The sequence below is a fragment of the Rathayibacter sp. VKM Ac-2928 genome, from assembly GCF_022815545.1.
GTDB lineage: Bacteria > Actinomycetota > Actinomycetes > Actinomycetales > Microbacteriaceae > Rathayibacter > Rathayibacter festucae.
In genome coordinates this window covers 245,658-262,432 of sequence record NZ_JALGRU010000002.1, presented here as the reverse complement: position 1 = coordinate 262,432, position 16,775 = coordinate 245,658, and the positions used below count along the sequence as shown (strand labels likewise).

Here is a 16,775-nt window from a genome sequence, read left to right as displayed (position 1 = left end):
TCTAGCCGCCGTTCGGGTGCAGGACGGCGATCAGCGAGTAGCTCATCCGCGGGGTGCCGGTCGGCGTGACCGAGAGGCTCACGCTGTCCTCGCCCGCGGTGAAGACCATCGCGCCGCCGTCGGCGGGCGCGTCGACGGCGGCGGAGGTGAAGCCCTGCGCGGCCAGCGAGCGGCGGTAGCTCTCGACGATCTGCTCGGCGTCGAGGGCGACGGTCGCGGCGAGTCCCGAGCGCAGCGCGCCGCCCGCGGGCTCGACCGAGCTCGAGGCGACGACCGAGTCGGGCAGCGGGGCGACGACGGCGGAGGGGTAGCCGGCGACCAGCGCGCGGGTGGCGCTCGCGGCGGCGGGCAGCGGCAGGGAGACGAGGGCGGCGCGCGGGGTGGAGTCGGGCAGGCCGGTGTCGACAGGGGCGGGGCCGGAGACCTCGAGCGGGGCGGAGGGGTCGGCGACGGCGGCGGGGTTCGACGGGTCCTGCGGGGTCACGGTGGCGGCGGAGGTCGCGCCCGGGGTCGCGGGTGCGCCGGGGGAGGAGGTGGTGCCGGAGGAGGGTGCGCCGGGGGAGGAGGTGCCCGCGGAGCCGGTCGCTCCCACGCTGATCGGGCTGCCGTCGCCGGGGCCACCGGCGGTCGCGTCGAGCACGAGGGCTCCCGCGACCAGCAGCAGGGCGACCGCTCCGGCCACCACCAGCAGGCGTCGTCGAGCGTCCAAGGGGTCTCCGAATGCGGGCGCACCGACGATCGTGGCCGGCCAGGATCCGTCCATCCGCGTCGGGTCGCGTCTCGCGAACTTTAGCCCTCGCGGGGCCCGACTGCACCTGTCGATACGGTGGGCGGATGAGATCGAGGCGGGCGGCGATCGCGGGCGTCGTGCTGCTCGGGCTGCTGACCGGCTGCGCGCCGGGGCCGACGGCGGGCGTCGACGAGCAGATCCTCGCGGCGGAGGAACTCGGCGACAGTGCGGTGACCGCCGCGGAGTCGCTGCATCCGGTGCTGATCGGTGCGGACCTCCGGGTGTCGGTGCGGGGCGGCAAGCCCTCGGTGAGCCGCGACGACGAGCGCTGGGTCGAGCTGTTCCTGCGCCTGGTACCGCAGGAGGCGGGGCCCGAGGTGAGTCGGGAGATCCAGGAGGCGATCGAGCGCGAGCTGCTCGCCGACGGCTGGGTCGCGGACGAGCTGACGCAGGACGCCGCGGAGACCGGCGAGGGCGCCGAGCTGTGGTTCACCCGGCCGGGCGCCGAGGGCACCGCGACCTGGGACGGCGACTCCCCGGGCGACTGGCACGTCTCCGTCTGGGACCGCCTCGACTACGTGCAGATCGACGTCCAGAGCCCGTTCGCCCTGACGACGGACACCCAGTACGCCATCACCGACGCCGTCGAGGCCCGCCATCCGGAGTGGCGGAGCCCGGACGGCGTCCTGCCGTGACCCCCGTGCTGATCGAGGAGCCGTCCCATGCTGATCGAGTAGCCCGCTCCGCGGGCGTATCGAGATCCACCAGCGTCAGAAGTCGAGTCTGCAGACCCGCCCTGCTGACGGCGGCGGGTCTCGATACGCCCCTCCGGGGCTACTCGACCAGCATGGAAGGGTGGCTGCTCGCCGGGCGGGGAGTGCATGCTGATCGAGTAGCCCGCTCCGCGGGCGTATCGAGATCCACCGTTCTCCCGCGGTCCGGCCGTCAGGTCAGGCGCTCCGTCAGGTGGACGGCGACGTCGTCGCCGAGGTCCTTGCCGAGCTTCTTGCGGAGCTTGGCGCTGATCGAGAGCATGTGGCCGCCGGCGCCGGTGGGCATCAGGCCGGCGGTGAGCGGCTCGCCGTCGACGGTCGCGACGACCTTCACGGACTTGCCGGTGCCGAACAGCGCGGCGGAGTCGGGCACCTCCACGCACGACCAGAGGTCGCCCTTCACGGTGACGCCGATCGGCGCGGTGAAGGCGACGTCGATCGGGCCGGGGCCGGTCATGCGCAGGCCGCCGCTGCTCGGCTCCGGAGTTCGGCTGCGCAGGTCTCGTCGTGGTCGGGCATCGTCGTCCTCCAGGTGTGGTCGGTGCGGCAACCCAACCACAGGAGGGGTCAGCTCGTCAGCAGGCCGATCTGCTCCGCCGAGAGCGGGCGGTCGGCGTACAGGACGACTCGGGCCGTCGGGTCCGGGCTGTGCGCGTCGGGGCCCGTCCACGCCCGCACGAGGCCGAGGCGCTCGACGGCGCGGTGGGAGCGCCGGTTCTGCTCCGCGACGACCGCGGTGACTGGCAGCTGCGGGCGGAGGAGTCGGGCCCGGTCGATGCCCGCGCTGGCGATCTCCTGCGCGTAGCCCTTGCCCCAGTGGTCCGGGTGGAGGGTGAACGCCACGTTCCACGCCGTGCCCGCGAGGAGCGAGCAGCCGCCGATGCCGATCAGGCCGGGTCCGCCGCGCGGGCTCCTTTCGCGGACCACCCAGCTGCTGAGGCCGTCGCGCGCCCACTGCTCCCACCGCCGGTCGAGCACCGCGCGGGTGTGTGCGCGGGAGGGGTGCAGGAGGAGGGGATCGCCCTCGGCCAGCCGGGGATCCGAGTAGAGGGCGAAGAGCTCGTCCAGGTCCGTCTCGGCGGGTCGGTGGAGCAGGAGCCGCTCGGTCGTCTCGACCGGGCTCGGCTCCGCGCCGTCGCGCTGATCGTCCCCGCTGTCCACCGGGCGAGCCTCTCACGGGGCGCCGACCGGGTCGAGGAGCTTGCAGGGCGCTGCGTGCTGGTCGAGGAGGCAGCAGGGCGCTGCCTGTCGGTCGAGGAGCCCGAAGGGCGTATCGAGACCCGCCGCGTCGGCGCAGTGCCTCCTCCACAGCCCCGGTTCAGCCCCCGATCGTCCCGCTGCCCCCACGAGCCGGCCCCAGTGTCGGTGGTCCCTGATTCAATACTCGTGTGACGGAGTTCGGATCGACTGAAGAGGCGCTCGCGCACCTGCGCGTACTGAGCGCCCGTGCCGCCGCGAACGCCCGCGCCGCGGCCCAGCGCCGTCTCACCGAGGCCGAAGACCTCTACGACTTCCACCACACGGCCCTCGCCCACCAAGAGGTCTTCGCCCGCGGCGCGACCCCAAGCGAGACCCGCGACCTCGTCGAGCGCTCCATCCGCGCGGAGCTCGCCGTCGCCGAGGGCCTGCCGGAGCAGGTGATCGCGCGCCGTCTCGAGAACGCGCAGCTGCTGATGGAGTACCTGCCGCTCACCCGGGCGCTGCTCGCGCAGGCGCGACTGCACTGGGAGGAAGGTGAGGCGATCTGCGCGACCGCCGGCAGTCTCCCCGAATCCTCCCGCGCCGCTCTCGACGAGCGTGCCGCCGAAGCGGCACCGTCGATGACTCTCACGCAGCTGCGCCGCGCCCTGCGCCGCTGGCGGGAGGAGCTGCACGAAGATCCCCTCGCCCAGCGGCACGCCCGCGCCCGCGAGGACCGCGCTGCCTGGGTCACGCCCGACATCGACGGAATGGCCACGCTCTGCATCCACGGCCCGGCACCCGCGGTGGTGGGCGCGCACGAACGGCTGCGCCGCATCGCCCGCACGCTCCGCGACGAGGGCGACCCCCGCACCCTGCAGCAGCTCAGCGCCGACGCCGCGATCGACCTGCTCTGCGACGGCGACATCGCCGGGACCACGCCGAACGCCGAGCACCGGCCGGATCCGACCTTCGTCCCCGGCGTCCGCGCCGAGGTGCGGCTGACGCTCGCCGCATCCACAGCGGTCGGCCTCGACGAGGCGCCCGCGGACCTCGACGGCTACGGACCCGTCCCCGCCCCGATCGCCCGTGAGCTCATCCGCACCGCGGCCTCCTTCACCCGGGTCCTTACTGATCCGGACACCGGTGTCGTCGTCTCGGTCGGACGCACCCAGCGCCTCCCGCCCGCCCGGATGCGCCTCCACCTGCAGCTGCGGGATCAGACCTGCCGCTTCCCCGGCTGCACCCGCTCCGCCAGCACCAGCGAGGCCGACCACACGCTCGAGTGGCGCAACGGCGGCGAGACGTGCCTCGAGAACCTCGTCATGCTCTGCACCTCCCACCACCACGTCCGGCACGGAGAGCAGTGGAGCTACGACCCGGCCGACTCCGGCGGGACGATCGTCTGGACGAGCCCCACCGGCCGGCGGATCAGCAACCGGCCGCCGCCTCTGCCCGGCCGCCCGCCCGACCCGCCACCCGAGCCCCGCTTCGTCGACGTGCCCGCACCGTTCTGACGACGGTGGATCTCGATACGCCCGCGATGCGGGCTACTCGATCAGCATGCAGTGCCCGCTTCGTGGGCTGCGCGGTCAGCATGGACGCGACCCCATGCTGGTCGAGTAGCCCGGAGGGCGTATCGAGACTCGACTCCGGTAGACGGTGGATCTCGATGCGCCCACGATGCGGCCTGCTCGATCAGCGACGGGGCGCGCGCGTTCCGCGCGGTTCAGGAGCCGGACGGCGCCTTGCCGCTCCACGAGAGTCACGACCGCAGGCTGCGCGATCAGGCGCCGGCCGCCTACTGCTCACGACGGCCCCTCCGTCGGGCTGCTCGCCCTGCGCGCCGGCCGACCGCTTCCGGCGAGACGACCGCGGACTCCTCCCGCTAGCGCGCCTCGTCCTCGCGGCGGCTCAGCCAGCCGGGGCCCTCCCGACGCAGCCGCTCGACCTCCGGGCTCGGCGACACGGGCGCGCCCCGCCGCCGCTGCACGAGCTGCACCTGCTTGACGACTCCCACGACGACTCCGGTGCCGAAGAACGGCAGCCCGATCCCCGCCACCAGCCACAGCGGTGCGTGCCGGCGGCCCCCGCCGACGACCGCGGCCGGGTCCCAGCCCACGTCCGCGGCGAGCACGACGATCATCGCCACGAACACGCCGCTGAGCACCGCCAGCGTCCACGGCCGGGCGAGGAGCAGCGCCTGCGCGCGCTCCGACACCCTCCGCTTCGCCATTCCGCGAGCCTAGGCGCCGGGCCGTCGCGCCCGCGACGGCCGCGAGCGGTCACCCTGGTCAGGATCGCGGCCGTGCGCGAAGCTTGCCGGTGATCGCGAGACCCGGCCCCCGTCTCCCTCGACTCTCGAGCGCAGCGCGCACGCGCCGCTCGAGGGGTGGAATCCGCCCTCCGGTCCCGTACCCCGCAGATGACCGGACGCGTCGCCCGATTCCACGGGGTGGGGCCGGGCCCGGCCCCGCCCCCACCGATCAGCCCGACTGCGCACCGAGCAGCGTCCGGTCGGTGTGCTCCTCCGCCCGCCAGCGGTCGACGTCGTGACTCCGGCTCGATCGCTGCGCACCAGGGCGACCGCATCATGCGCCGTTCCTGCTGTCGGACTCCGGTGAGACGAAAACGGTGCGGCGGACGTTACCGGGTGAGAGTGTTCAGAGGGGGGACTGATGACGGCATCGACTCGGGACGACGAGGTGCTCGCGCGGGTGGAGGAGCGCCTCGAGGTGCGGATCACCAGGGCGAGGCGAGTCTCGCGGCAGCGGCGCACCGTCGGAGTGCTCGTGGGGCTCGGTGTCGTTGCCGCGGGCGTGGCGGCCGGGATCACCACCTTCGAGGCCGCCACCTCCCGCACCGTCCGCGACGGTGCCGCCTGCTACGCGACAGCCGACCTGAACGAGCCCGATCCCGCGGTGGCGATCATGGTCGAGGGGCTGCCCGACGAGATCACGCAGCGCGTCGCACTCGCGACCTCGATGTGCGGCTCGGACGAGTCGGTGAGCGCCGTCTGCGTCCGCCCCGACGGTCTCGCCGCCGTCTTCCCGACGGCGCGCGACGAGCCGGATGCCGCGTGGTGCGCCCGTCTGGGCCTCGACGCTCTCGAGTCGCGATGACCGCCGAGAGCGCCGCCGCGGACGACGTCGCCCTGCTGAGCGAGCTGGCGGGAGGCTCCCGCGACGCGTTCGGCGTGCTCTACCGCCGTCACGCGCTGGCCGTCTACCGCTACGCCGTCGCGCGCCTGCGGAGCGAGGAGGACGCCGAGGACGTGCTGCAGAGCGTCTTCTTCGCGCTCTGGCGGAAGCGCGCGAGCACGCACTTCGTCGGCACCTCGGCCCTGCCGTGGCTGCTCGTCGCCACGCGGCTGGAGTGCAACAACGTCCTGCGCGCCGCGATCCGCCAGGTCGCCCGCGAGCAGCCCGACGCCTACGTCGGCACCGCGTTCTCCGCCGAGCGCCTCGTCGAGGCCCGTCTCGTGCTCGAGGACGTCACCCGGGCCGTCTCGCGGCTGCCCGAGATCGACCAGCAGATCTTCCGCCTCTGCCTGGTCGAGGACCTCTCCTACGCCGACGCGGCCGCGCAGCTCGACGTGCAGGTCGGCTCGGTCCGCAACCGGCTGTCCCGGCTGCGCCGCCTGCTCGGCAGCCGCGTCGAGGTCGGCTGACTCCGGAGGGGCGGCGCGCGGGGACTGGTAGGAAGGGCGGTCTCGCCCCCCCGCCCCGCGGTCGTGATGCAACCGAGATCGGCGCCCCCCGGACGACGGATGTGCACCCGGGCACCGCGCTGATAGACATCGGTCAGATGTGCTTCGAGCCCGCGGACCGCGCTCGATCGCCCGTCTCTCACCACTCACCACCAGCCGAAAGAGCATCGCGATGACGCCTTCCCTCTCCCGTCCCCTCGTCTCCGGACTCGCCGCCCTGGCGCTGACCGGCGGCCTCTTCGCCGGCGCGGCTCCGGCCCTCGCCGCGAGCGCGCCGCACGCGATCACGGCCGCCGCCGTGGCCGCGGCCGAGGGATCCGTGCTCACCGCCGGGCAGCAGCTCACCAGGGGCCAGTCGCTCGTCTCCCCCGACGGCACCTTCCGCTTCGTGTTCCAGGACGACGGGAACGCGGTCGTCTTGGCCACCTACGGCGTCGTCTGGCAGTCCGCCACCCAGGGCCGCGGAGACCGCCTGATCATGCAGGCCGACGGCAACGTCGTCATCTACGACGCCACCGGCCGTCCCGTCTGGTTCACCGGGACGAACGACCCCGGCTCCACCCTCCGGATGCAGGACGACGGCAACCTCGTCGTCTACCGCGCCACCGGCACCCCCGCCTGGGCGAGCTTCGTCAACGGCCGCATCGCCGCGCCCGACGTCTTCACGCTCGAGTCCGGGCAGACCCTCGCCGCCGGCCAGCAGCTGACCGCCGGGCCGAGCCGCGCGATCATGCAGGCCGACGGCAACTTCGTCGTCTACACGGGCAGCACCCCGCTGTGGTTCACCGGCACCAGCGGCGCCGGCAACCGCCTCGTGATGCAGACCGACGGCAACGCCGTGATCTACGGCACCGACGGCTCGGTGAAGTGGTCCTCCGGAACCGACGGCAACCCGGGCGCCACCATGTACCTCGGCGGCGACGGGAACCTCGTCATCGGTGCCAGCGATCGGGGTCCGCTCTGGAGCAGCTCCGGACAGCTCCGCCGCGACACGCTGCAGAACAACTACCTCCTGCTGAGCAACGAGCAGCTGACCTCGGCGAACGGCGCCTGGCGGGCCGTGATGCAGCGCGACGGCAACTTCGTCGTCTACGGCGCCCGCGGCGCCGACTGGTCGACCGGCACCTCGATCCCCGGCAGCATCGTCGGCCTGGACATCGGCTACCTCGTCGTCTACGCCCCCGGCTCCGGCGAGGGCCAGGGCTACTGGTCCAACATGCCGAAGCCGAGTGAGACCGGCGAGCCCTACCGCCTCGTCATGCAGAACGACGGCAACCTCGTCGAGTACGACGGACTCGGCGTCGCCGTCTGGGCCAGCCGCGGCGTGTAGCTTCCCGGGACGATCTCGACCGCGAAGGCCCGCCCCCGGATCCGGGAGCGGGCCTTCGCGCAGCCCGGGATCTCGACGGTCAGCCCGCGGACCCGATCAGCTCTTGGACCCGGTCAGCGCGAGCGTGCCGCCGAGGCCGATCATCATCACGCCGCCGGTGCCGGTGAGGGTCGACATCCGCTTCGGCGACGACGCGAACCACGAGCGCGCGGTGCCCGCTGCCAGCGCCCAGACGCTGTCGCAGATCAGCGCGAGGGCCTGGAAGGTGAAGCCGAGCAGCAGCAGCTGCGCCCAGACGGGGCCGGCGCCCGGATCCACGAACTGGGGGAGGACGGCGACGAAGAAGGCGACGGTCTTCGGGTTCGTGAGGCCGACGACGAAACCCTGGCGCAGCAGGGTCCACGACGACGCCGGGGCAGTGGCTGCCGTGCCGGCGTGCGCGTGGCGGTGGCGGATCGCCTGCACGCCGAGCCACACCAGGTAGACGGCTCCCGCGAGCTTGAGGACGGTGAAGGCCACGACCGACGCCGCCACGACGGCGCCCACCCCGAAGGCCACGGCGAAGATGGCCGGCATGATCCCGAGCGCGTTCCCGAGCAGGCTCAGCACCCCCGCCCGGCGGCCGTAGGCGATCGACCGGCTGATCGTGAAGAGGACGCTCGGCCCGGGGATCACGATCAGGGCCACCGACGCGAGGGCGAACGCCAGGAAGTGCTCGGGGGAGATCATGCCCGAACAGTAGCGCCGCGCGGTCCCGAACGGGGATCGGGCATGTCAGTGCTCGCCGAGGTCGTCGCCCGGCTCGACGTCCGCCAGTCGGAAGGGGCCCTCGTGGAGAGGGCCGCGGCTCCACATCGCGACGGTGGCCCAGCCGAGGTCGGAGTGGGCGACGCTCCCCTCGGGGATGCTGCGGGTGAACAGGGCGTAGTCGACGCCGTCGAGGGGGAGCGCGGTGACGTTCCACCCGTCCCGGTCGCGGGCGAGAGCCTGAGCTCGTTCCTCCGTCGCCCTCATCGCGGCGCGCGCCTCCTGCGTCGGCAGGTCGGTGGGCAGCACGTCCAGGAGCAGGCAGCCGACGGCCAGGCTCGCGGTCGCGACCGAGTCCGTCACCGTCCCGTGGACGGAGCCCCGAGGTCCCAGCCGCGTGCCGGTGCGCCGCATCGTGCGAATCGTGACGCGGTGCTCCTTCGTTCCACGGTCGACGGCGATCAGCACCTCGTCGAGCGGACCGTCGTCGGTGCGGCCCAGACCCGTGACCGTCCAGGGCTCCGAGATCGGCGGGAGGAGGGTCAGCATCCTGCCATCCAACTCGGCGGCCGTCGTCCTGCCAAGGCCGTGGCGCGCATCGAGGACCCGTTGCGGAGAGCGCAGGTCCGCAGGTCCCCTGTGGGGCCGTACTCGGGCTCGCGGAATGCGCTCGGGCTCGTGGGATTCGCGCGGATCGACGTACCGGAGGGCGAATGGCGTGCCCGAGGTGGTGGCGGGTGCGCTCCGGCTCGCGGAATGCGCTCGGGCTCGCTGGAAACGGGCGGATCGACGAGCCGGAGGGCGGATCGCGTGCCCGAGGTGGTGGCGGGTGTGCTCCGGCTCGCGGAATGCGCTCGGGCTCACTGGAAACGGCCGGAACGACGAGCCGGAGGGGATTCCGCGAGCCGGAGGTGCGGTGTCGGACGCGCCGTCGCGTCAGTTCTCCCGATCGACCAGGGCCCGCAGAGCGTCGCGGACGAAGCGGGCGCCGGCCACTCCGCCGTAATGCGCGGCGAAGCGTTCGTCGGCGACGTACAGCTCGCCGAGGCCGAGCAGGTACTCGTCGCTCGGGGTGCCGGACGCGTCGCGGGGCGTGCCCGGCACGTCGGCGAGCCACGCGCGCTGCCGCTCGGCGAGCGCGAGCGCCTCCTCGCCGGCCGGGTCCGCGCCGCTCGCCGCCGCGGCGGTCCAGGCGCCGGCGAGGTCCGCCTGCCGCCGGAGCCACTGCTCCCGCTCCTCCGCGGTCATCGAGCGCCACCAGCGGTCGCTGTCGGCGTAGGCCGGCGCGCCCCAGCGGCGCTCCACCTCCTCGCGGTGCTCCGCGTGGTCGAACCCGTCGAACATCTCCTCGGCCATCGGCCCGGTCCCTTCTCTCATCGTCGCGACGGTCCCGGCGACCGCGCGGATGCGGCGGTCCAGCCGCCGGCGCTCCTCCCGCAGCACGTCGAGGTGCCGCTCGAGGGCCACCGCCGGCTCGGTGTCGCGGCGCAGGATCCGCCCGATCTCGGACAGCCCGACACCGAGGTCGCGCAGCAGCAGGATCCGCTGCAGCGTCACCAGCGCGGCCGCGTCGTAGTAGCGGTACCCGTTCGCGCCCAGCCGGCTCGGCGGCAGCAGCCCCTCGGCGCCGTAGTGCCGCAGCGTCCGGCTGGTCGTGCCGGCCAGCCGCGCCACCTCGTGCGCGGACCACTCCTGCGCCGGCCCTTCGGCTCCACCGCGTCCTCCGTTCCCGCCTGCCGGGCGGATCCCGGGGCGACGGAAGCGACGCTACGGGTTGACGCAGCGTCAGAGTCAAGCGCGCCCAGGGTCGACCGCAGCGCCGTCCGGCCAGGACCCTCAGGCGCGGGGGCGGGCGTCGGCGGGCAGTGCCCGGTACTCCTGCCAGGCGGCGAGGAGCCCGGCGCGGTCGCCGTCCGGGCCCGAGGCGCTCACTCCGCGGGCGCGGGCGAAGGCGGCGAGCTCGTCGCGGAGCCGGTACCAGCGGCGGAGCTCGTCCTCGGTCAGCCGCTCGTCGAGCGGAGGCCCTGCCTCCGCGGACGGCTCACCGCTCGGCGGGAGGGAGTCGTGCTCGATGCTCACACCGGGACCTTAGGCCGGGCGCCGTCCCGGTGGGGGATCGTCCTGCAGGCGCCACCCCCGCGGCCGCTCTACGGTGGAGGCGTGACCGTCCGCCGTCCCCTCAGCCCGCTGTTCTGGGCCCTCGCGCAGATCGGGTCGCGGGTCCGCGTCGGAGCGCCCCGCGGTCTCCCGGAGCCGAGCACCCGACTGCCCGCCCCGACCGGCCTGCGGATCCCGACCCGGCACGGCGTCGTGCGCGCGGTGGTGCAGCGTCCCGCTGCCGACGACCCGGACGCTCCGGTCGTGCTGCAGCTGCACGGCGGCGGCTTCGTCAACCGCTACCCCGAGCAGGACCTGCACATCGCGCGGGCGATGGCCGATCGGCTCGGTGCCGTCGTGGTGCTGCCGGACTACGACACCGGGCCGCGCGTGCAGTATCCGGTCGCCGAGGAGGAGGTCTGCGACATCGCCCGCTGGCTCCAGGCAGAGACCGGCGCCGGATGGTCCGGGGACCGGCTCCTGCTCGGCGGCGTCAGCGCCGGGGCGAAGCTCGCGATCAACATCTGCCAGCAGCTGCACGCGGCGTCGCTGCCGGCTCCGCTGGCCGTCGCGCTCGTCGTCCCGGTGACGGACGTGATCCGGACGGACCGGACGTCGGGCGTCCCTCGTCCGGCGATCAGCCCGTTCGTCCAGCGTTTCGTCGGCTGGGCGTACTTCCCGGACGTCCCGCGCCAGCAGGAGCCTCTCGCGTCGCCGTCCCGCGACCTCGCGCTGCCTGCGGCGATGCCGCCGACGCTCGTGCTGACCGGAGGAGACGACACCCTCGCCCCCGAGGGCGCCGAGCTCGCCGCGCGGCTCCGGAGCGGGGGCGTGCGCACGGAGCACCACGTCTTCGTCGGCTCGGACCACGATCTCCTCGCCGGGCGCGATCGGGCCGTGGTCCTCGAGGCGCTCGACCGGATCACCGGCTTCTTCGCATCGGAGCTGAGGCGTCCTCGTCCTGACGGCCTCACCTCCGGGTGAGGCCGCTGCGGTCTCCCTCGCCCCGGTGACCCACGGCTCGATCGCGGGCGACGCCACCCCGACTCTGACCCCGCGATCGAGCGCCACCTCGACTCCCCGGTCGCTGCCCGATCTCCCCGTCCGGTGGAGGGGAGTCCGCCCGCTGTTCACCCAGCGGCTCTACTCTCCCGACCGTGGCGATGACGAGAGCCGTGCCCGTCCGGTCCCAGCGGCGGCGGTCGATCCTGCTGGCCGTGCTCGCGGTGGCGGTCGGTGTCCTGCTGATGGGCCATGCGGCGGTGCAGGGGATCGGCGCGGCGAACTTCTGGGCGCCCTGCTGGTCCGAGGGGTTCGAGAGCGCGGCGTGCGACTTCCTGCAGTACGAGGCGCCGTCGCCGGCGTGGCTCCTGCCGTACTGGGTGTGGTTCGTGGAGGTGCTGCTCGCGCTCGTCGTGATCGTCGCCGCCGTCGCAGCGGGGCGACGCCTCGGCACCGCGGGCCTCGCGCTCGTCGCGGTGCTGGCGTCGAGTGCGCTGATCGACTCCGCCTTCACCCCGATGATCAACGGCGGTCACACCTCGGCGGACGACCCGCCGGGCTTCGGGCTGATCGGCGCCGCCTTCCTCGCCTTCGCGGGAGCGCTGATGCTCCGCGTCGCGACCCCGTACCGCCGACCGCTCCGCTGAGGCGGGATCCGCGTCCTCCGCCCCGCCCTCGTGCGGGTCCGAGCCCACGGAACGCGAGGGTCGCTTCGTACAGTGGAGGCATGAGTGTGATGAAGGAGACGGGCACTGCACGGCGGACCGGACGCGGGTGGACGCGGGCGTCGCTCGTGCTGGGCGTTCTCGCCGTCGTGTCGTACGCGATCGGATACCTGGCGGTGGCTCGCCTGTGGCGGGGCGATCCCCTGGTGATCGGGATCGCGACGACGCTGCAGTACGTCCTCCCGCTGGCCGGCGTCGTCGTCGGTCACGTGGCGCGACGACGCGAGGGCCCTCGCCGCGAGTCGACGGTGGGGCTCGTGCTGTCCTACCTCCTGCTGGCCGTCGCGGTGGTGCCGGTCGTCATCGGGTCGTTCGGGCTGCTGGCGCGCTGAGGCGACACTGAGCACTTCGGGCGACGTCGGGTCGGCGGCGTCCCACCTGCCCGGGCGCCCGGAGCCGACGCGCGGCCCTGGGGGCGCCTTCGGCGCCGGCGCAGGGCGGGAAGAGGCAGACGTCCAGGCGGTGGTGGGTCTCGATACGCCCCTGCGGGGCTACTCGACCAGCATGTCTGCGGGCGTCTCTTCCAAGGAGACCCATCTCCCCCTGGGCGTCGGTCTCCTCCCCACCCTCCGCCGGCATCCGAGCCGCCCCCTCCGCTCGAGACGCCGGGGACCGGCGGCGTGCCGACGGGACGGATCGTGCCCGACGGGGTGACCGCTCGCGCTCATCCATCCGGGCTCGCCGTTGCCGGTTGAGCCCGGGTAAATTATGGTCGTGGTCAAGCCGATGCGGTACAGGGAGCTGGTGGCGCTGTTGCGGGCTGCGGGCTTCACTTCCCGAGAGGGGAAGGGTGACCACGAGGTGTGGTCGTGCAACGGCAGGCATCATGTGGTCCTCACGCAGACTCGGGACGTCTCGCCGGGACTCGTGCGCAAGGCGTTGAACGCGATCGAGGCGGCGAAGGAGGACGAGCGATGAGCATCACGGTCACGGCCCATCACTGGGAGCACGGCTGGGAGCTGTGGATCGACGGCGAGACCGTGACCCAGGTCAGCGCGCTCGACAAGGCCGTGCAGCAGGTGCGCGACTATCTCGACACCGTCGATCCGAGCGTCGACCACAGCGGATGGGACGTGACCGTCGTTCCGGAGATCGGTCCGCTCGGCGCCGAGATCATCGAAGCGCGACGCGCGACCGAGCAGGCGGCTCAGGCGTCCGTCGCCGCTGCGGTTCGCTCGCGTGCCGCAGCGCGACGACTGCGTGAAGCCGGTTACTCCGTGACGGATTCCGCGGCGATCCTCGGCGTGTCCCGAGGCCGGGTGTCGCAGCTCACGGGCAGCTGACTCCGGAGAAGCAGGGGCGCTGATCGGCACGAGCCGCCGGGCGGCGAGGTCGACCGCTGTGGAGTGTTCCGCTGATGATCGCTCGGTGCGACACCGCCGGCCGCAGAGGGTTTCCTCGCCGGCCGCTCCGACGAGGTGGCGAGGGAGTCGATGGCCCGGCGGGTCACGGACTGCTCGGCTGTGCTGTTCCGTCGTCTGCGACGAAGATGCAGAACGGGTGACCGGCCGGATCGGCGAGGACGTACAGCGCCTCCTCCGGATCTGCGCTCTGATCGTCGATGACCGTGGCGCCCAGGGCGACCGCTCGCGCACGTTGCCGCTCGAGCTCCTCCGCATCCGTGACGGTGAAGTCGAGGTGCAGCTGCTGGCGCACCGGCCCGTCCGGCCAGGTCACCCGGGGCAGCTCGTCCACCCGCTGCACCGTGATGCCGACCCCTTCGGAGGTGCGGATCGCGACCCACTCGGCGTCGTCGTCGGAGCCGTCTGCGGCCGGCTCGTCCCCGGGTCGGTACTCGCCGTCCAGCAGGGCGAGGTAGAACGCGGCGAGCTCTCGCGCGTTCTCGGCGTCGAGCACGATCTGTCGCAGATGCAGGGCCATGTCGGCAGGGTAGGCCGGATGCGCCCGCCGGCAGCGCTGAACCGAGCCGTGACCGCCCCCGTCACGCGGAGTCGACGAACTGCTCGGCGCGCCTCGTCCGGCACCTCGCGGGTACGATCGACCACCATGCCTCGCCGTTCTCCTGCCGCCCTCAGCGCGAGCATCCGCGCGGCGGGGGAGCGGCTGTTCCGGGAGCGCGGCTACTCGCGGGTCACCGTCCGCGAGATCGCGGCGGAGGCGCAGGTGGATCCCGCCGTCGTCGTCCGCCGGTTCGGGTCGAAGGAGGCTCTGTTCCTCGAGGTGATGCAGGTGAGCATCCAGGACCGCCCGGAGCTGGACGTGCCGCTACGGGACTTCGGGCGCAGCTTCGTCGCCTCCCTGCTCGCGGACGAGCGCGACACGCAGGCCGTCTTCCTCGCGCTGGTGCGCGGCGGGAGCGAGCCGGCGATCGGCGCCCGGCTGCACGCCGTGCACGAGGAGGCGTTCGTGGCTCCGCTGCGGGCCCGCATGACGGGGCCGGACGCGGACCTGCGCGCACGCCTGGCCGCGGCGCTCGTCGGCGGACTGCTGCACTCGATGTGGGTGGTCGGCGACGAGGTGCTCCTCGCCACCGACCACGAGCAGATCGTCGAGCGCTACGGCGACGCACTGCAGGGCCTGCTCACTCCCGCGGACCGGTCCGGCCCGCCGGCGTCCGCCTGACTACTGCACGGACCAGCCGCCGTCGCTGGGCAGGATCGCCCCGTTGATGTTCACGCCGTCGTCGCTGAGCAGGAAGGTGATCGACGCCGCCAGCTGCTCCGCGGAGGCGACGGAGGGGATCGCGCTCTGGAACGGGGCGAGCCGGGCACTGCCGGTCTCGGAGACGTTCGGCGGGAACGGGATGCCGGTGGCGACGCCGCCGGGCGCGACGGCGTTCACGCGGATCCCGCTGCCCGCGTACATGAACGCGGCGCTCCTGGTGAGCCCGACGACGCCGTGCTTGGAGACCGTGTAGGCGTTGCCGGACGCGTTGCCGCGCAGCCCCGCCTCGGAGGCGACGTTGACGATCGATCCGGCCGCGGCCGCGAGCATCGCGGGGAGCACGGCTCGGGAGAGCTTGAAGCCGCCGGTGAGGTTGATGGCGATCACCCGGTCCCACACCGCGTCCGAGGTCTCGTGGGCGGGGGAGAAGTCGTCGTTGATCCCGGCGATGTTGGCGAGGCCGTCGATCCGCTCGCCGGCCGCCGCGACGATCGCGTCGATGTCGTCCTGCTTCGTGATGTCGCCGGCGACGGGCACGATCTCGGCGTCGGGCAGCGAGGCTGCGAACTCCTGGAGCCGCTCGGCCGAGATGTCCACGGCGACGACCCGGCCGCCTTCGCGGGCGATGCGGGAGGCGGTGGCGCGGCCGATCCCGGACGCCGCACCGGTGACGATCACGGTCCTCCCTGCGAAGCGCCCGGGGGTGACGCTCTCGCGCCAGCCCGTGCTCTTCGCGGCCTCGGGCATGACGCCGCCGTTCGCCCGCAGCACCAGGTCGTCGACGACGCTCTGCGGGAGCTGCCCCTGACTCAGCGCGACCAGCTGCTGCAGCGGCAGGGAGCGCACCGGCGCCAGCTTCGCCTCGTCGAAGCCGCCGGCGGCGCCGCCGAGCACGTCGCGGATGAGCGCGGAGCCCTCGGGGTGGTTCAGCCATTCCCCGATCGAGCTCTGGGCGGTGAGTGGGGCGGTCGTGGACATGCGTCCTCCTTCAGGGTGGTCGAGCAGTGAAGTCAACTTAGTTGACTTCGCGCGTCCCGGCCACTACTCGCCCCGACCGCTGCTTCTGAGGGCACCGTGACGACCCGGCCGCGGCGGGGGCGAATCGCACAGGACGCCGCTGAAGGTGCTGATCGGAGGCTGTTCTCAAGAGGTTTCGACGTCGCTCTCGCCGGCCGCCGTCCCGTCGTCGGACCGCGCCGGGCACCGAGGCGCGCCCGCATCTGGTTCCATGGACGTGCGCGTGCGTCCGTCCGGCCGCACTGCTCCTCCCGTGAAAGGTGGTCGGATCCCGTGGTCTCCCAGGTCGTGCTCGTGGACGATCTCACCGGTGCACCCATCGCCGCCGGGCGCGGCGGGACGGTGTCCTTCTCCGTCGGGGACGACGCGTACGAGATCGACCTGTCGGCGGCCAACATCGGGCACCTGCACCGCGCGCTCGCGCCGTTCGTGGACGCGGCCCGTCCGCTGTCCGAGGCGCCGGCCCGCTCCCGGGTGACGTCGATCGCCGCGAGCGCCGGGCGGAAGAGCCCCGAGATGCTCGCCGCGATCCGGCACTGGGCGCGACGGCACGGCTACGAGGTCCCCCGCTCCGGTCGGGTGCCCGCGGACGTGCAGGCCGCGTACGACGCGGCGCACTGAAGCGGACGACCCCGGGTCGGCTGCGCGGCGCGCGGGGCTGCAGACCCGGGCTGTTGGCGACGGTGGGTCTCGATACGCCCCTGCGGGGCTACTCGACCAGCATGGGGGGCGGGCGCCTGCGCTTCATGCTGATCGAGTAGCCCGCTCCGCGGGCGTATCGAGATCCGCTCTCCGGGGAGAGGGCGGCCCCCGATCGGGGCTCAGGACGTCGCAAGTCGAC

The 16,775-nt window shown here is 73.5% G+C and carries 22 protein-coding genes; 12 read left to right on the top strand and 10 right to left on the bottom strand.

Going from position 1 to position 16,775, the window contains the following annotated elements; all coding sequences use genetic code 11:
* Position 1 precedes the first annotated feature (1 nt).
* Positions 2-709, bottom strand: coding sequence for a hypothetical protein (locus MT350_RS20050; protein ID WP_279396339.1), 708 nt, complete (start codon positions 707-709; stop codon positions 2-4).
* 125 nt (positions 710-834) lie between these two features.
* On the opposite strand from MT350_RS20050, the gene MT350_RS08835 reads away from it, so the two are divergent.
* Positions 835-1,425 carry a hypothetical protein gene (locus tag MT350_RS08835; RefSeq protein WP_243615762.1) on the top strand — a complete coding sequence of 197 codons (591 nt, stop codon included), beginning with the start codon at positions 835-837 and terminating at the stop codon, positions 1,423-1,425.
* 250 nt (positions 1,426-1,675) lie between these two features.
* On the opposite strand, the gene MT350_RS08830 is transcribed toward MT350_RS08835, so the two are convergent.
* On the bottom strand, positions 1,676-1,960 hold the full coding sequence (locus MT350_RS08830) for a DUF1905 domain-containing protein (RefSeq protein WP_243615761.1): 285 nt from the start codon (positions 1,958-1,960) through the stop codon (positions 1,676-1,678).
* A gap of 110 nt (positions 1,961-2,070) precedes the next feature.
* Positions 2,071-2,664 (bottom strand): GNAT family N-acetyltransferase, encoded by a 594-nt coding sequence (locus MT350_RS08825; RefSeq protein WP_243615760.1) that lies wholly within the window; start codon positions 2,662-2,664, stop codon positions 2,071-2,073.
* A 227-nt stretch (positions 2,665-2,891) separates the two neighbouring features.
* On the opposite strand from MT350_RS08825, the gene MT350_RS08820 reads away from it, so the two are divergent.
* A complete protein-coding gene (locus tag MT350_RS08820) occupies positions 2,892-4,199 on the top strand; it encodes an HNH endonuclease signature motif containing protein (protein WP_243615759.1) in 1,308 nt (435 codons plus the stop codon).
* 371 nt (positions 4,200-4,570) lie between these two features.
* Here the strand turns inward: MT350_RS08820 and MT350_RS08815 are convergent, their stop codons facing one another.
* Positions 4,571-4,918 (bottom strand): hypothetical protein, encoded by a 348-nt coding sequence (locus MT350_RS08815; protein ID WP_243615758.1) that lies wholly within the window; start codon positions 4,916-4,918, stop codon positions 4,571-4,573.
* Between the two features lie 442 nt (positions 4,919-5,360).
* Here MT350_RS08815 and MT350_RS08810 point away from each other — a divergent pair, with 442 nt between their 5' ends.
* The 3 genes from MT350_RS08810 to MT350_RS08800 all read left to right on the top strand — a co-directional run bounded on the left by MT350_RS08810 (position 5,361) and on the right by MT350_RS08800 (position 7,721).
* Positions 5,361-5,804 (top strand): hypothetical protein, encoded by a 444-nt coding sequence (locus tag MT350_RS08810; protein ID WP_243599516.1) that lies wholly within the window; start codon positions 5,361-5,363, stop codon positions 5,802-5,804.
* Positions 5,801-6,352 (top strand): RNA polymerase sigma factor, encoded by a 552-nt coding sequence (locus MT350_RS08805; RefSeq protein WP_243599517.1) that lies wholly within the window; start codon positions 5,801-5,803, stop codon positions 6,350-6,352. The genes MT350_RS08810 and MT350_RS08805 overlap by 4 nt, the downstream gene beginning before the upstream one ends.
* Before the next feature lie 211 nt (positions 6,353-6,563).
* Complete coding sequence (locus tag MT350_RS08800) at positions 6,564-7,721, top strand: hypothetical protein (RefSeq protein ID WP_243615757.1); 1,158 nt, start codon at positions 6,564-6,566, stop codon at positions 7,719-7,721.
* Positions 7,722-7,817: 96 nt separating this feature from the next.
* On the opposite strand, the gene MT350_RS08795 is transcribed toward MT350_RS08800, so the two are convergent.
* The 4 genes from MT350_RS08795 to MT350_RS20430 form a co-directional block, all read right to left on the bottom strand.
* Positions 7,818-8,450 (bottom strand): LysE family translocator, encoded by a 633-nt coding sequence (locus MT350_RS08795; RefSeq protein WP_243615756.1) that lies wholly within the window; start codon positions 8,448-8,450, stop codon positions 7,818-7,820.
* Positions 8,451-8,495: 45 nt separating this feature from the next.
* Positions 8,496-9,017 (bottom strand): hypothetical protein, encoded by a 522-nt coding sequence (locus tag MT350_RS08790; protein ID WP_243615755.1) that lies wholly within the window; start codon positions 9,015-9,017, stop codon positions 8,496-8,498.
* Positions 9,018-9,404: 387 nt separating this feature from the next.
* The gene (locus tag MT350_RS08785; protein ID WP_243615754.1) at positions 9,405-10,142 is read right to left on the bottom strand and encodes a MerR family transcriptional regulator; all 738 of its coding nucleotides are present in this window, start codon (positions 10,140-10,142) and stop codon (positions 9,405-9,407) included.
* Between the two features lie 162 nt (positions 10,143-10,304).
* Positions 10,305-10,547 carry an SAP domain-containing protein gene (locus tag MT350_RS20430; RefSeq protein ID WP_243615753.1) on the bottom strand — a complete coding sequence of 81 codons (243 nt, stop codon included), beginning with the start codon at positions 10,545-10,547 and terminating at the stop codon, positions 10,305-10,307.
* Positions 10,548-10,628: 81 nt separating this feature from the next.
* Between MT350_RS20430 and MT350_RS08775 the strand changes: the two genes are divergently transcribed.
* The 5 genes from MT350_RS08775 (at position 10,629) to MT350_RS08755 (ending at position 13,575) form a co-directional block, all read left to right on the top strand.
* On the top strand, positions 10,629-11,549 hold the full coding sequence (locus MT350_RS08775) for an alpha/beta hydrolase (RefSeq protein WP_243615752.1): 921 nt from the start codon (positions 10,629-10,631) through the stop codon (positions 11,547-11,549).
* A gap of 191 nt (positions 11,550-11,740) precedes the next feature.
* Entirely contained in the window at positions 11,741-12,214 is a 474-nt protein-coding gene (locus MT350_RS08770; protein ID WP_243615751.1) for a hypothetical protein, read from the top strand.
* Positions 12,215-12,294: 80 nt separating this feature from the next.
* Positions 12,295-12,624 (top strand): hypothetical protein, encoded by a 330-nt coding sequence (locus tag MT350_RS08765; protein ID WP_243615750.1) that lies wholly within the window; start codon positions 12,295-12,297, stop codon positions 12,622-12,624.
* 382 nt (positions 12,625-13,006) lie between these two features.
* Positions 13,007-13,210, top strand: a complete 204-nt coding sequence (locus tag MT350_RS08760) for a type II toxin-antitoxin system HicA family toxin (RefSeq protein WP_243599525.1) — start codon at positions 13,007-13,009, stop codon at positions 13,208-13,210.
* Positions 13,207-13,575: an antitoxin HicB gene (locus tag MT350_RS08755; protein WP_243615749.1), complete on the top strand. Its 369-nt coding sequence runs from the start codon at positions 13,207-13,209 to the stop codon at positions 13,573-13,575. The genes MT350_RS08760 and MT350_RS08755 overlap by 4 nt, the downstream gene beginning before the upstream one ends.
* A gap of 163 nt (positions 13,576-13,738) precedes the next feature.
* Here MT350_RS08755 and MT350_RS08750 read toward each other — a convergent pair whose 3' ends face one another.
* Positions 13,739-14,173: a VOC family protein gene (locus MT350_RS08750; protein ID WP_243615748.1), complete on the bottom strand. Its 435-nt coding sequence runs from the start codon at positions 14,171-14,173 to the stop codon at positions 13,739-13,741.
* 126 nt (positions 14,174-14,299) lie between these two features.
* On the opposite strand from MT350_RS08750, the gene MT350_RS08745 reads away from it, so the two are divergent.
* A complete protein-coding gene (locus tag MT350_RS08745) occupies positions 14,300-14,875 on the top strand; it encodes a TetR/AcrR family transcriptional regulator (RefSeq protein ID WP_243615747.1) in 576 nt (191 codons plus the stop codon).
* Here MT350_RS08745 and MT350_RS08740 read toward each other — a convergent pair whose 3' ends face one another.
* Entirely contained in the window at positions 14,876-15,895 is a 1,020-nt protein-coding gene (locus tag MT350_RS08740) for an SDR family NAD(P)-dependent oxidoreductase (RefSeq protein ID WP_243615746.1), read from the bottom strand. It abuts the gene before it with no gap.
* A gap of 312 nt (positions 15,896-16,207) precedes the next feature.
* Here MT350_RS08740 and MT350_RS20045 point away from each other — a divergent pair, with 312 nt between their 5' ends.
* Positions 16,208-16,555 (top strand): Lsr2 family protein, encoded by a 348-nt coding sequence (locus MT350_RS20045; protein ID WP_123447396.1) that lies wholly within the window; start codon positions 16,208-16,210, stop codon positions 16,553-16,555.
* The last annotated feature ends 220 nt before the right edge of the window (positions 16,556-16,775 follow it).